The sequence below is a fragment of the Dietzia timorensis genome, from assembly GCF_020742175.1.
In the GTDB taxonomy this organism is placed as follows: Bacteria; Actinomycetota; Actinomycetes; order Mycobacteriales; family Mycobacteriaceae; genus Dietzia; species Dietzia timorensis_A.
Map to the genome: position 1 here is coordinate 1 of NZ_DYXM01000166.1, position 13,123 is coordinate 13,123.

The 13,123-nt window shown below is 63.1% G+C and carries 12 protein-coding genes; 4 read left to right on the forward strand and 8 right to left on the reverse strand.

Features of this window, described 5'->3' with window-relative positions:
• On the reverse strand, positions 1–746 hold a 746-nt coding region (locus K8V11_RS08660; RefSeq protein WP_303912819.1), incomplete at its 3' end, for an NAD(P)/FAD-dependent oxidoreductase.
• A gap of 315 nt (positions 747–1,061) precedes the next feature.
• Here K8V11_RS08660 and K8V11_RS08665 point away from each other — a divergent pair.
• Both K8V11_RS08665 and K8V11_RS08670 read left to right on the forward strand, forming a co-directional pair.
• Positions 1,062–2,300, forward strand: coding sequence for a class I SAM-dependent methyltransferase (locus K8V11_RS08665; RefSeq protein ID WP_303912821.1), 1,239 nt, complete (start codon positions 1,062–1,064; stop codon positions 2,298–2,300).
• Positions 2,301–2,410: 110 nt separating this feature from the next.
• Positions 2,411–2,728: a hypothetical protein gene (locus tag K8V11_RS08670; protein ID WP_303912823.1), complete on the forward strand. Its 318-nt coding sequence runs from the start codon at positions 2,411–2,413 to the stop codon at positions 2,726–2,728.
• Between the two features lie 87 nt (positions 2,729–2,815).
• On the opposite strand, the gene K8V11_RS08675 is transcribed toward K8V11_RS08670, so the two are convergent.
• The 6 genes from K8V11_RS08675 to K8V11_RS08700 form a co-directional block, all read right to left on the reverse strand.
• Entirely contained in the window at positions 2,816–3,478 is a 663-nt protein-coding gene (locus K8V11_RS08675) for an FMN reductase (RefSeq protein WP_303912826.1), read from the reverse strand.
• A complete protein-coding gene (locus K8V11_RS08680; RefSeq protein WP_303912829.1) occupies positions 3,478–4,617 on the reverse strand; it encodes an LLM class flavin-dependent oxidoreductase in 1,140 nt (379 codons plus the stop codon). The genes K8V11_RS08675 and K8V11_RS08680 overlap by 1 nt, the downstream gene beginning before the upstream one ends.
• 177 nt (positions 4,618–4,794) lie before the next feature.
• Positions 4,795–5,592 (reverse strand): family 1 encapsulin nanocompartment shell protein, encoded by a 798-nt coding sequence (locus tag K8V11_RS08685; RefSeq protein ID WP_303912832.1) that lies wholly within the window; start codon positions 5,590–5,592, stop codon positions 4,795–4,797.
• A 67-nt stretch (positions 5,593–5,659) separates the two neighbouring features.
• On the reverse strand, positions 5,660–6,715 hold the full coding sequence (locus K8V11_RS08690; protein WP_303912834.1) for a Dyp-type peroxidase: 1,056 nt from the start codon (positions 6,713–6,715) through the stop codon (positions 5,660–5,662).
• A 208-nt stretch (positions 6,716–6,923) separates the two neighbouring features.
• Positions 6,924–7,427 (reverse strand): DUF3995 domain-containing protein, encoded by a 504-nt coding sequence (locus K8V11_RS08695; protein WP_303912836.1) that lies wholly within the window; start codon positions 7,425–7,427, stop codon positions 6,924–6,926.
• Between the two features lie 111 nt (positions 7,428–7,538).
• Positions 7,539–8,006 carry a DUF664 domain-containing protein gene (locus tag K8V11_RS08700; RefSeq protein WP_303912838.1) on the reverse strand — a complete coding sequence of 156 codons (468 nt, stop codon included), beginning with the start codon at positions 8,004–8,006 and terminating at the stop codon, positions 7,539–7,541.
• Between the two features lie 415 nt (positions 8,007–8,421).
• Between K8V11_RS08700 and K8V11_RS08705 the strand changes: the two genes are divergently transcribed.
• Entirely contained in the window at positions 8,422–10,215 is a 1,794-nt protein-coding gene (locus tag K8V11_RS08705) for a BCCT family transporter (RefSeq protein WP_303912841.1), read from the forward strand.
• Between the two features lie 77 nt (positions 10,216–10,292).
• On the opposite strand, the gene K8V11_RS08710 is transcribed toward K8V11_RS08705, so the two are convergent.
• Entirely contained in the window at positions 10,293–12,263 is a 1,971-nt protein-coding gene (locus K8V11_RS08710) for an AarF/ABC1/UbiB kinase family protein (RefSeq protein ID WP_303912844.1), read from the reverse strand.
• 102 nt (positions 12,264–12,365) lie between these two features.
• Between K8V11_RS08710 and K8V11_RS08715 the strand changes: the two genes are divergently transcribed.
• Positions 12,366–12,947 carry a DUF2871 domain-containing protein gene (locus tag K8V11_RS08715; protein WP_303912847.1) on the forward strand — a complete coding sequence of 194 codons (582 nt, stop codon included), beginning with the start codon at positions 12,366–12,368 and terminating at the stop codon, positions 12,945–12,947.
• Positions 12,948–13,123: the final 176 nt, after the last annotated feature.

Consider the following 13,123-nt stretch of genomic DNA (forward strand, 5'->3'; position numbering starts at 1 on the left):
TGCACCTCGACACCAAGCTTTTCCAACGTTCGTCGTGCCTCGTCGCCGAGCTTCGGTCCAAACGGGGGAAGTACCGCGGGTGCCGCATCGAGAAGGACTACGCGGGCCGATGAAGGGTCGATGCTCCGATACAGGCCCTTGAAGGTGTTTCGCGCGAGCTCGGCGACCTGGCCTGCCATCTCGACGCCGGTCGGGACGGCCCCGACGATGACGAAAGTGAGGAGTCGGCGCCGCTCAACCTCGTCGGTGGTGAGCTCGGCCTGCTCGAACGCGCCGAGGATGCGGCCGCGAAGCTCAAGAGCATCGTCGACGGTCTTCATGCCGGGTGCGTACTGCTCGAAATGATCGTTTCCGAAGTAGGACTGGTTGGCGCCGGCCGCCAGAATCAGGCTGTCGAAGCTCGTCTTGATATCGATCCGACCAGACACATACTTCACCTTTTTGGACGTGACGTCGATGTCGGAGACGTCCCCGAGCACGATCTTCACGTTCTTGAGGTCGCGGAGAATAAAACGGGTCGGCGGAGCGATCTCGCCGACCGACAGGATGCCCGTGGCCACCTGGTAGAGGAGCGGCTGGAACAGGTGATGTCCGGTCTTCGCAATGAGCGTGACATCGACGTTCTTGTCCTTGAATTCGCGGGCTGCGAAAAGCCCGCCGAACCCGGATCCGATGATGACGACATGGTGACGCGAAGTGGAATTCGTTTCGCCGGCGGAAGGGTCGCGCGTGGCGGGTGTGGACATTCATCACTCCTGGACAGTCAGTGACGTCGGTTCGGGCAAGTAGGTGGCCAGCAACAACTCTAGAACACCCGGGTCCGCCGCGTGTGTCGGTGCACCACGATCTCGTCGCCGCCGGTTCGTGCTTATCACGTCGCGCCTTCCCGGAATCCTCCACCCCCGCAGGTAATCTCGCCTCACACGGCACACCCTCAAGTGTTCGGCGGCAGGTGGTAGTACCGACCTGGAGGAAGGCAGAGTATGGCGCGCGTAGAGCCCTCAAGCGTAGATCACACCCGGTGGCCCGAGCTTGCCCCGCCGGAACGCGATCAAGGCCGCGTGCGAAGTAGTACGGTCCGGGAAATCCGGGACGCCTTTCGTGCGGCGATCCCCGAAATGGGCCTGCGCGTCGAATTCCCCGACGACTCGTCGATCGGTTCGCTGGACGCGTCCACCTCGATCGTGTTGCGCTCGCCGGAGGAATTCTTCATCAGGCTCGCCTCCGGCGCCACGGCCGGGGTGTTCGAGTCGTATATGGCCGGCGAATGGGTGTCGAGTGACCTACCGACGGTGTTGTCCGCCCTGGTGCCGTGGCTCGCACGCCACCCGGAATTGGAGAGCGCCCGACGTCATAAGGCGGAAAGACAGGGCCGGCGGCGCGCGCAGCAGGGCGCGAGGAACTCCGATCTGGAAATGGGCATCCCCGGCGACCTGGTCGCCTTGTATACCGACGCGACTATGGCGACCAGCGCCGCCCTGTTCGCCTCCGGTGCGCGCAATCAGAGCCACGACCGGCGTGGGCGGACCGTGGTCCGGGTGAGTGCGCCGACGAACTCCCCGCATCGCCTCGACCTCGGCGACGCCCAGCGCCGGGCACATGAACTCCTGCTCAGCCTCGCCGGGGTCAACGAGGAAAGTCGTGTCATCGTGGCGCCGCCAGGCTGGGGCGAGCTGCCGCTGCGTGCCGCAGAGCGGGGCGCGCAGGTGCGCAGCGTGACCGAATCGATCGACCGGCTCCACGTCGTCGGCGCGCGCGTGCAGGCGGCCGGGCAATCCCACGCCGTCTCGCTGAGCCTGGGCGAATTCGAATCGCTCGGCGGTGGGGCGGACGCAATCGTCATCGCCGAACCGCACGCCGCGACACGCGAGGGGATCTCGGTCGTCGCCGAACGCTCCTCTACGCTTTTGGATGACGGCGGGCGGCTCGCCCTGCAGGTGGACGTGGGATCCGACTCCCATGAACACGAGATTTCCGAGCTCACGTCCTGGCGTCGGCGCTACGTCGATGAACGTTGCGCGATACCGCTGCGCTCGGATCTCAAGGAAGCATTCTCCCACCATCCCGAGCTGCGACTTCGCGGCCGGATGGAATTCGGCGAGCACGCGGCCCACACCGCGCGATTGTGGCGGGAGAACTTCACCATCCGCGGCCGCGACGCCGCGGCGCAGGGGTTCGATCCGGTGTTCCGCCGCATGTGGCAGCTACACCTCGCCGCCTTGGAAGCGTCGTACCGGAGCGGCTGGGTAGACGCCTGGCAGCTCCTGGCCAGTCGCGAACCACGACAAGGCCACCGATAGCGCTCCCCGGGGACCGGGCCGCGCGGGCGGTGTCCGCCGCGCCGGGGGCTAGGCTGAACTCGGCGGCCGGGGCCGCCCGGAAAACTCGTAAGTCGCAAGGGGAGTGTTCGATGGAATTGAATAACGCGCGCAAGGTCTCGTCGGCGGCGGTCTCCGCCTTCGGTCTCGTCGGTGGCTATCTCGTCGCACGCGAAACGGGAATTCGCCCGCTCGGCGGAGTCGTGCTCGCGGCGGCCGGAATCTACGCGGGTCGCACGTGGAAGGACACCTCCGGCTCGGTCGTCACCGCGGTCCTGGGCGGCACCTATATCGGTGCCTTCGGCGCCTCCCACCCGCTGGCGAAGAAGATCGGGGCCTGGCCGGCTATCGCGGCGGTCACCGCCGCTACCTCGGGTCTGTCCTACGCGCTGGTCGACTCGAAGAACTAGCCGATACCCACACACGATGACGTCGGGCGTCCCGGATTTCCGGGACGCCCGACGTCATTGCGTAGGTCTTATGGTGCCGGGTGCGAATCAGTCGCCCGAATGGCCCTTGAGCAGGTTCTCGAACGAGGTGAATCCCGCGTCGATCGACGTGCCCGAAGTGCGACGCGGCGCCGCGGCATCGACGGCCGTGAACCCCTCGACGGCGCCGCTCTCGCTCACCACGAGCGAGGCGAGCTCGGTTGCCGCGCGCTGGATACGGCCGTCAAGGTGCTTTCCTTCGGCCCCACCGAAATCCTCCGTCGCCGCGAACACGCCCGTGGGTACGACGTTCGCGCGGAAGTAGGTGAACAACGGCCGCATGGCGTAGTCGAGTACGAGCGAATGCCGGGGCGTGCCCGCCGTCGCCGCGATAAGTACGGGCATGCTTGTGAGCGCATCGGGATCGAGGATGTCGAAGAACATCTTGAACAGTCCGCTGTAGCTCGCCGCGAACACCGGGGAGACCGCCACGAGAGCATCGGCCTCGCTCAGCGCGTTCTTGACGTCGTCGAGCTTCTGGTTGGGCATGGCGCCGGTCTGCATCGCCTGGGCGAGTTCGCCGGCGAGATCGCGGAGCTCGACAAAAGTAAAGTCGACGTCCTCACCGCGAGCGGTGATCTGGCTACGGACGCTGTCGGAGATCTGGTCCGCGAGCAGCCGTGTCGAGGACGGCGTGGACAGGCCTGCGGAGATGATGACGATCTTGCGCATTACGACCGCACCTCCTGGTTTGCCATCCGGGCCTTAGCGGGCTCGACGAGATGGTGGAACGAATTCGGTCCCTCGGCGACGAGACTCGCGTGCGTAGGCGGGTCCGAGGGGACGTCCGCCGGGCGGCGTGCCTCGAATTCCTTGCGCAGCACGGGTACGACCTCCTTGCCGAGGATCTCGATCTGCTCGAGGACGACGTCGCGGGGGAGACCGGCGTGGTCGACGAGGAAGAGCTGTCGCTGGTAGTCGCCGACCCAGTCGGCGAACGTCAGGGTGCGCTCGATGACCTGCTCGGGGGTTCCCACGGTCAGCGGGGTCATCTTCGTGAACTCCTCGAGGCTCGGACCATGCCCGTATACCGGCGCGTTGTCGAAGTAGGGGCGGAACTGCTTCTTCGCCTCGGCCTCGGAACTACCCATGAAGACCTGACCACCGAGGCCGACGGTGGCCTGGTTGGCCGCGCCGTGCCCATAATGCTCGAAGCGTCGGCGGTAGAGGTTGACCATCTGCGCGGTGTGCTCGAAGTTCCAGAAGATGTTGTTGTGGAAGAAGCCGTCGCCGTAGTAGGCGGCTTGTTCGGCGATCTCCGGCGAGCGGATGGAGCCATGCCAGACGAACGGCGGAGTATCGTCCATCGGCCGCGGCGCGAGGGTGAATCCGCGCAGCGGCGTCCGGAATTCGCCCTCCCAATTGACGACGTCCTCGCGCCACAACTTCCGCAGAAGGTGATAGTTCTCAACCGCGAGCGGGATGCCCTTACGGATGTCCTTACCGAACCACGGGTAGACCGGTCCGGTGTTTCCGCGCCCCATCATCAGGTCGACACGACCGCCGGCGAGGTGCTGCAGGAAGGAAAAGTCCTCGGCGATCTTCACCGGGTCATTGGTGGTGATCAGCGTGGTGGAGGTGGTCAGCTGGAGGTTCTTCGTCTTCGCGGCGATGTAGCCGAGGTGGGTCGTGGGCGAACCCGGCACGAACGGCGGGTTGTGGTGCTCACCGGTCGCGAACACGTCCAGCCCGACCTCTTCGGCCTTGAGCGCGTAGTCGGTCATCGCTTGAATCCGCTCATGCTCGGTGGGCGTCGTGCCGTTGGTGGGATCGGTCGTGACGTCGCCGATGGTGAAGATTCCGAACTGCATGGTGCGCTCCTCGCTAAGGTTGTTGATGTATCAACTAATACAACCGTACTATGCCCGGAGTTATTCCGTAAAGCCTTCGGTAGTGGTTGTGCGCAATCGAGCGTGGACAAAAAAGTGCCGCGGACACCTCCTTGTCGGCGAGGTGTCCGCGGCGTTTTCGTGGCAGTGCGGGGCGTGTTAGCTCAAGCGGACGGCCGCCTCGTCGCCCGGCACGCGGAACGCGAAGGTTTCCTGCAGGTACAGGTTGACTTCCTCATCGTTGTGGGAGTGGTAGCCGATGGAAAGATCCTGGCCGATGTGCAGCTCGAAGTCGCCGCCACGGGTGGACACGAGGAGCGCGCCCTCGAGGGCCGGGGCCCACTTGATGTCGCCGTCCTTGAGCGCCCGGCTGATGTGCTCGTGCACCGGGTAGCCGTGGTCGGTGGTCTCGAGGACCTGTGTGTAGAGGTCCGCGGAGAGGACAAGATCATAGGGGCCGGCGACACCGTCGAGGCGGAGCGTGCTCAGCGCCTTGGCAACCGCGGCGGGAACCTCGCGGATCTCGGTCGGAAGGTCGACTGGCTTGTGCGAGGAGGACATCGCGATGCCCTTGATGCCGAGCGTTTCCGAGCCGTAGAGCACGGCGTTGTCCTCGGCCAGCGCGATGCGCTCGGCGGCGTCCTTGACGGGCTGCCAATCCGAGTCGGCGGAGCCCCTCTCGACGTCATCGATGGCGTCGCGGGTGACCGTGAACGGCACGCGCAGCTCGAATACGGGAAGCGACTCGCGGCGGCGCGTTTCGACACCCTCGACGCCGGAATCGATACGTGTGACGTGGCCGGTGCCGAGCGAGGAGAACTCCAACCCCTTGGCCTCGGGCATGTCGACGATTCGGCGTCCGGCGATGTTGCGCTTGAAGGTCCTGCGGGCTTCTTCTTCGATTTCGTCCCACGCCGCAGACGTGATGGGTGCGAGGTCACGGTAGAGATTGCTCATTTTCGTTCCTTTGGAGAGTAGTGGTTCAAAAAGTTACGAGGAGGCGGCGATGGCCGGCCTGGCGGCACTATTTGAGGCTGCCGATTCCCAGGCTTCCGTCGCTGGCGTCGACTGCGGCCGCTTCGGTATCTGCCGAGGCGGGCTCGTCGCTGTTATCTTCGGGCTGCTCGCCGGGCGTCCTCGCAGGGGGAAGCGTGTCGATCTCTTCGAGAAGCCCGACTGATGGGACATAGAATAAGGTTCCCGTGATCGCCGTCGAGAAATCGAGAATGCGATCGTAGTTACCGACGGGGTCGCCGAGAAACATGTTGTCGAGCATCTGCTCGGTGATGGACGGGTCTGCGGCGTACCCGACAAAGTACGTGCCGAATTCGTCCGAGCCGAACGTGCCGAAAGGCATATTGGTGCGGAAGATGTCGAGGTCGTTGCCGTCCTCGTCGGACACATCGTTGAGAGCGACGTGCGAATTCGTCGGCTTGACGTCGTCGTCCAGCTCGACGTCATCCAGCTTCGTGCGCCCGATCACGCGTTCCTGCTCTTCGGTGCTGATGGCGTTCCAGGACTGCAGGTCGTGGGTGTACTTCTGCACGAACACATACGAGCCGCCGTTATAGAGCTCGGCGTCTTCGTTGTCGTGCACGGCCTCGTCCGCGTCGTTGCCCTCGGGATTCTCGGTCCCGTCGACGAAGCCGAGCAGGTCGCGGTTGTCGAAATACGTGAACCCGTGAACCTCGTCGACGACGCTCGCGTGGCCGGCGAGCTTGTTGGTCATGATCCGCGCGAGCTCGAAGCACAGATCCATTTGCGGTGCGCGCAAATGGATGAGCAGATCTCCGGGCGTCGATGGTGCCGTGTGCTTATCGCCGTAGATCGGATCGAAGGTGTGCAGATGCCGGGGACGCTCTGCGTCGAACAGCCGGTCCCACATTTCTGCACCGAGCCCGACCACGGTGAGAATGTCCTTCGACGGGCTCGGCCCGGTTGCGCGAAATGACACTGTCCTGGTGAGGCCCGGCACATCGGTAAGGAAGTCCCGGACCTCGTCCTCCGAGCCTTCGTTCACGGTAAGAACCAGAAACATCGCGGCCCGGGCAGGCGGTGCAACAATCTGTTGCGTTGGCACAGTTACATCCCTCTTTTCGTTCGAAAGATTCTCCCTACAGCTTACGCGGATTCCCGCTCCTCATTTTCCCTTCACCGTTTCGTGTATCCGAGCACAGCGCAGGCTCGCCAAAGTCGACGGGCAAGCGCCACAGCGTCTATCGCAGGGAAGAGGGCTACGATTCGTGCAACGCTATCCCGGAACGCACTATTCCTCGGAACGTCCGCCGTCAGGCGTCCTTCAACTTCCTGGTGGACACGAGGAACACCACGACGGCCATACCCCAGACGAAGAAGAGCGGATCCCATACGAACGCGTGGCCGATCAGCTCATTGCCCTCGGCGCTGGAATCGAGGACCCCGAAGAAATTGAGATTTGCGGTGACGGTGTTAATGCCGCCCCACAAGATGAGTATGAGCGAGCCGATCCCGAGGATGATGCGCGCCTTACGCAGGCGACGCCGCATGAGCAGATAGAGGAAGGGTAGTAGCGCGAACAGGGCCTTGACCGCCCCGACCGGATAGAGCCATTGCTCGTTCCCGTCGAAGATCGAGGTCGCGCGATCGCTCACCGTGCTCAGCAGGAACTGTCCGCCCGAAGCCCAGTAGAACGTGATCGCTGCGTGGACAAGCCCGACCAGCGTGGCGACGAGAAGCGAAGGGGCGCCGGCACGCGCCGCATTGACCGGCTTTGGGGCGGTGCCGCCTTCTGCGCCCACATTCTGAATCGTCATGCCTTCGAGATTTCCACTCGGGCGCGGAAACCACATCGGGGAAGCTCCCTATTCGATGTCAGGGTTTCTGCCGAATATTTGCTCGTCGGAGTCGAAGGAAATGGCGCGGATTCAATCCTGTGCGAGGACCATGTCCCGGCACACCTCGAGGTGCCCCAGGTGCTGGGACAGTTCGCGAACCATGTGCGCGAGGATCCACTCTGGCCCGACGTCGGCGACATCGGTGCGGCTCGTTCCCCTCGCGCTGGGGTCGAGAACACCGTGCCGCGCCGCGTTGTCGGCCCATGCTGGCAGCTCTGAACGGATCTCGTCTACGAGGTTAAGGGCGTCGTCGATGGTGCCCTCCGCCTGGAACTCCGCTTCTCTGTCGCGCGGGAAGGCGAGGCCCGAAATCACCGACCCTCCCCAAAAGCGGCTCATTCCGTGCACATGCTTTACCAGTGCGAACGCGGTGTTCACCGTGCCGGGAGCCGGCGAGAGATTCGCCGTTTCGTCATCGAGAGTTCCCAGGGCGGCCACATAACCATCGAGCACCTCGTTGGCGATGGACAGTAGGGCAGAGGTCGCTTCGTCGCGCATGTGCCGATTATGCACGGCGAGATAAACATCGGCGCGCCGAGATTCGGAATACGCGGATATGACGTCGGACGCGTGGCCTTGCTCGAAGACATGCTTGATGCCTTCTCAGGTGAGTCAGGGGCGCACGAACTGGGGGAAGCTCTGACTTCGCCGTCGCGCACTGGTCCTCTGACCTGGAGCGCGATGGGAGGTTACCCGGTGATCCGCTGCGAGATAACGGAATATTCGCGGCAGAAGTGTGGCATTCCCGAATTGAATTTGCCCCTTCGAATTAATTGGGTCCCAGGTGATAGTAAGGTTTTAAAAGCTCGACAGTCCGATGACGCGGAAAGAATCGAATAGCAGCGGGCCCGATTTCGACCCCGGCCGCTCAAGGAGAAACGAAGAGAGGTCACCCAACGACAAGACAACACACTTGCTGCGGGCCTACCAGGAGTCGGCCGGCCGAAAACCGGGGGAATCGAGTCCCCATCTGGACAAGATCGTATTCGGCATTGCGGCCGTCGTCGCCGTCGCATTCGTTGTGTGGGGCTTCGTGTCGCCTGATGGACTGGGCAACGTCGCGTCGACGATGCTCAACGGGACGATGAAGAACCTGGGCTGGCTCTTCGTCATCGCGTCCAGCCTGTTCACGATCTTCGCAATCGTCGTGGCGGTCTCCAGGTTCGGAAAGATTCCGCTGGGTAAGGACGGGGAGCGCCCGCAATATCGGACCGCGTCGTGGATCGCGATGATGTTCGCGACCGGCATGGGTATCGGCCTTGTCTTCTACGGCGTCGGCGAGCCGCTCTTCTTCTATATGTCCCCGCCGCCCGGCACGGTCGACGCGAGTACGACGCAAGCCGTCGACGTCGCCATGGGAACCGCGCTTTTCCACTGGACTCTGTACCCGTGGGCAATGTACGCCATCGTGGGACTGGGCATGGCCTATGGCACGTATCGCCTCGGCCGTTCCCAGCTTTTCTCCAGCATGTTCGAGCCACTTTTCGGCCGTCGTGCCGTCAATGGCGTCGCCGGTAAGGCGATCAACATTCTCGCTATCATCGCCACGCTCTTCGGCTCGGCATGTTCGTTGGGGCTCGGCGCACTCCAGATCGGCGGCGGCATCGTCGCGGGCGGGTTCGCTGACAGCGTCGGTTCGAACCTGCTCATCCTGATCATCGCCGTGCTCACCGCCTGCTTCGTGGCGTCCGCCGTATCGGGAATCGAGCGCGGCATCCAGTGGCTGTCGAACATCAACATGGTGCTCGCCGTGCTCCTCGCGGTTCTCGTCTTCGTCGGTGGACCGACCCTGTTCATCCTCAACGTCATCCCGCGCAGCGTCGGCTCGTTCATCGACATGCTGCCCGCGATGGCTTCGCGCACGCCCGCCGGCGACGATCAGGCGCTCGTCGAGTGGATGTCGACCTGGACGGTGTTCTACTGGGCATGGTGGGTCTCGTGGACCCCGTTCGTCGGTCTCTTCATCGCGCGAATTTCGCGCGGTCGTACCGTCCGCCAGTTCGTCACCGGCGTGCTTCTCGTCCCTTCGGTGATCTCGCTCATCTGGTTCGCGGTCTTCGGTGGCGGTGCCATCGGCCTACAGGAGCGTGCGGAGCAGGCGCGTAATAGCGGCGGCATGCTCGCACAGCTCGGCGAGGGAGGAGAGGACATCAACTTCGACACCGTGCTGTTCGATCTCCTCGGACAACTCGGCTTGCCGAGCATCATCCTCACGATCGTCACCATTATCACCGTGGTGCTCATCGCAATCTTCTTCGTCACCGGTGCGGACTCTGCGTCGATCGTCATGGGCTCGCTCTCGGAGAATGGCGCGGAGGAGCCTTCGAAGTTCAACGTCATCTTCTGGGGTGTATCCACCGGTGCGGTCGCGGCAGCGATGCTACTCGCGGGCGGCGACCAGCCGGACGAGGCCCTCGAGGGCCTGAAGAACATCACGATCGTGTCGTCCGTGCCGTTCGTCATCGTGTTGAGCATGCTGTGCGTGAGCATCTGGAAGGATCTCTCGCGCGATCCGCTCGTCATTCGCGAGGACTTGGCGAAGGCGGTCCTCGATAGCTCCGTGACCACGGCTATCCGTGCCCACGAGGGCGAACCTTTTGTCATGCAGACGACGGAGGCGGAGCTCGACGAGATCGAGCTTTCGCCGCTGGAACAGGGGCCGGAGGAAGACCAGATCGACCCCGCTGACGGACCCGCGACGTCATAGGCGAACCCGCACTTTGCGGACTTTGTCGGTGCCCGGGCCGCTGGATTGCCAGCGACCCGGGCACTCTTATTGTGTCCCTAGTGGCGTCTTCGGCTACTGAACACGTCGAAGAGCACGCGGAAGGTCAGGGTTCCGGAGACGGGGATCAGGATGAACCCGAAGAGTTGGAACAGGGTGAGCGTCTCGGTGACTTGAGGGCCGGTCGAGCTCACCAAAAGTAGAACCGCCATGATCCCGAACACGCCCGCGAGGAATGTGATCGCGGCGAAGTGGAGAAACTCTCGATACACGCGACGGTCGTGCTCGTCCGACATCGCCTTGACCCCGATGGAGAAGCGGTCCTCGGCGAGCGCGCGTGTCACGCTATCGGCTCGCTGCACGAGGCTGTGCAACAGAGGTAGAGTCTCGATGACCTCGTTTTCCACCGACTCTTTCACCGACTGCGGCTCGAGGCGGGACTTCATCGACGCTGATCCGAACTCGGTGGCGCTGTCGAGGAGGTTGAATGAGGGATCGAGTTTTAGCAGTGTGCCCTCGGCTGCTCCCATAGCTCGGAGCGCGGACATGAGTTCCGAGGGGAGTGCGATCCCGTGGAGGCTGAGGATCGTGAAGATCTCCGACAGGGCCGACGGGTCCATGTTTGACCCGGGGGACAGGTGATTCGCCATGAAGGAGCCGATCTCCTTCCGGAGGTCGACCTCGTTGACTCCCGGCGGAATCTCGACGAAGGCCAGGAGCGCATCGGCGAACGCGCGTGAGTTGCGGCGGGAGACGGCGAGAAAGACGTCCGCCAATCGGTGACGGGTCTCGGAATCGATGCGACCCACGGAGCCCAGGTCGAGAAGGGCAGGGGAGCCGTCCGGGGTGATGATGACGTTGCCCGGGTGCAGGTCCGAGTGGAAGACGCCGTCATCGAGAATTTGCAGGAGAAGAGAGCGGAACACGGTCTGCGCGAGCGCCGACCGAGTCTCCTTATCGAGGGAGTCGATCGCGGCGGGACGGCTCACGGTATCGCCCTCCATGAACTCCATGACGAGTACGCGTTTGGTGCACAGTTCCCGGTGGCAATGGGGGACCCTGATGCGATCTTGTGGTTTGTGCCGATTCTGCGCAGACGCCATGGCTCGTAGGTTGGACGCCTCGATCCGGAAGTCCGTTTCTTCGCGCAAGCTCGCCGTCATACTGGATACGACATCGATGACGCCGACATCGCGTGCCCACTCGGAGGACGCTTCCAAGCGGCGCGATAGTCGCAAGGCGATATCCGAGTCTCGTTCGATGAGCGGGACGATGCCGGGGCGCTGCACCTTGACGGCGACCTTTTCGCCCGAGGCGAGTGTCGCGATGTGGACCTGGCCGATCGAGGCCGTGGCGATGGGAGAGTGGTCGATCGAGGCGAAGATCTCGTCGACGTGCCCGGGTAGCTCCTCTTCGAGAACAGCCGCGACTTCGTCCCACGGAGTCGGCGGGATTTCCTGCTGGAGCAGACTCAACTCGGTGAGGTAGGCGTCGGGAAGTAGGTCGCTCCGAGTCGACAGCAGCTGGCCGAACTTGATGAACGCGCCGCCGGCCTGCTCGCACGCAGTGCGAAGGTTCGAGGCCTGTTCGAGCCGTTTCCGCTCGGCCTCCAGTCCCTTGCCGTCCTCGATCCGGAAGGGGATGAGTCCGTTGCGCGAGACGATCCGCATGAGTTGGGTGTAGCGGCGCCCCCGAGAGAGCGACTGGCGCAGGATTTTTCCCCATTGATGGACGGCGGGCACGCGGCCTTGAGGGACGACGATCTCCAGCACAACGAGGATCGCGATCGTGACGAGAACGAGAATCCCGAACTGGACGGGAATGAGTGCGAAGTTGGAAGAGTCCGACGGCCACACGACCTGAGATTCGAAACTGAGCTCGGCAGCGAGGCCGAGTACGCCGGCGAAGAGGATCCTCCCGATGCCCAGGTCAGTTCCGAGTATCCGCCGCGAGGCCACGATGATGAACGCGAGTAGCAGCAACGTGGCGACGGAAACGAGCACGATGTTGGGAACGATTCCGAAGCTCACGCGGCGCCCTCACTTTCTTGGATCGAGCACCGCAGGAGGGGCGCCGTCGGAGTTCGCAAGTGTGGGGAAGGTGTACGCATTGTTCCTTCAGCCTAGCTATTCATGACAGCGGGCAAGCTTGGAACTTCCGGCGAAAAGACCGATGCCTACTCCGCCTTTCGGTTGATGTCGGACAGCGATCCTGCGCCGAGAATAGAGCTATCGGCCCGCAAAGGCCCAGGAACATTCGTCGAAAGGAAAGCAATGCGCCGTCTTTACTATGCAGCATTTACCTACACGATTCTCGGTTTGCTCGGGGGTCTCTATTATCGCGAGCTGACCAAGGCGCAGGATTTCCCGGAAGATGGCTTCACCCAGCTCAGCGTCGTGCACACACATCTTTTTGCGCTCGGACTGCTGGTCATGCTCGTCGTCTTGGCGCTGGAGAAGTCCTTCGGCCTGTCCCGCTCGAAGCTCTTCGACTGGTTCTTCTGGCTCTACAACGCCGGAATCGTCCTCACCGTCGGCATGCTGTTCGCACACGGCACGATGACCGTGATGGGTACCGAAGAAGTCTCTCCGGCGATCTCGGGAATTGCAGGGTTGGGACATATTCTGCTGACCATTGCGCTGGTGCTGTTCTTCCTCGCACTCGGCAAAGCGGTCAAGGCGGAATCAGCGCAGCCGCAGAAGGTACACGCTTAAGGAACTCGGCCCCGTCTTGGAAAATCTGGGAGAGTGGGCCGGCAACCAAGGCGCCGCGTGGGATGAGAGTCCCGCGCGGCGCCTTGGCTATATGCACGCAGAGCGGAGATATGGTGCCGACGGAGTCTCGTCAGCGTCGAATCAGTTTACTTTACATAATGTAGATTATCGGCGAA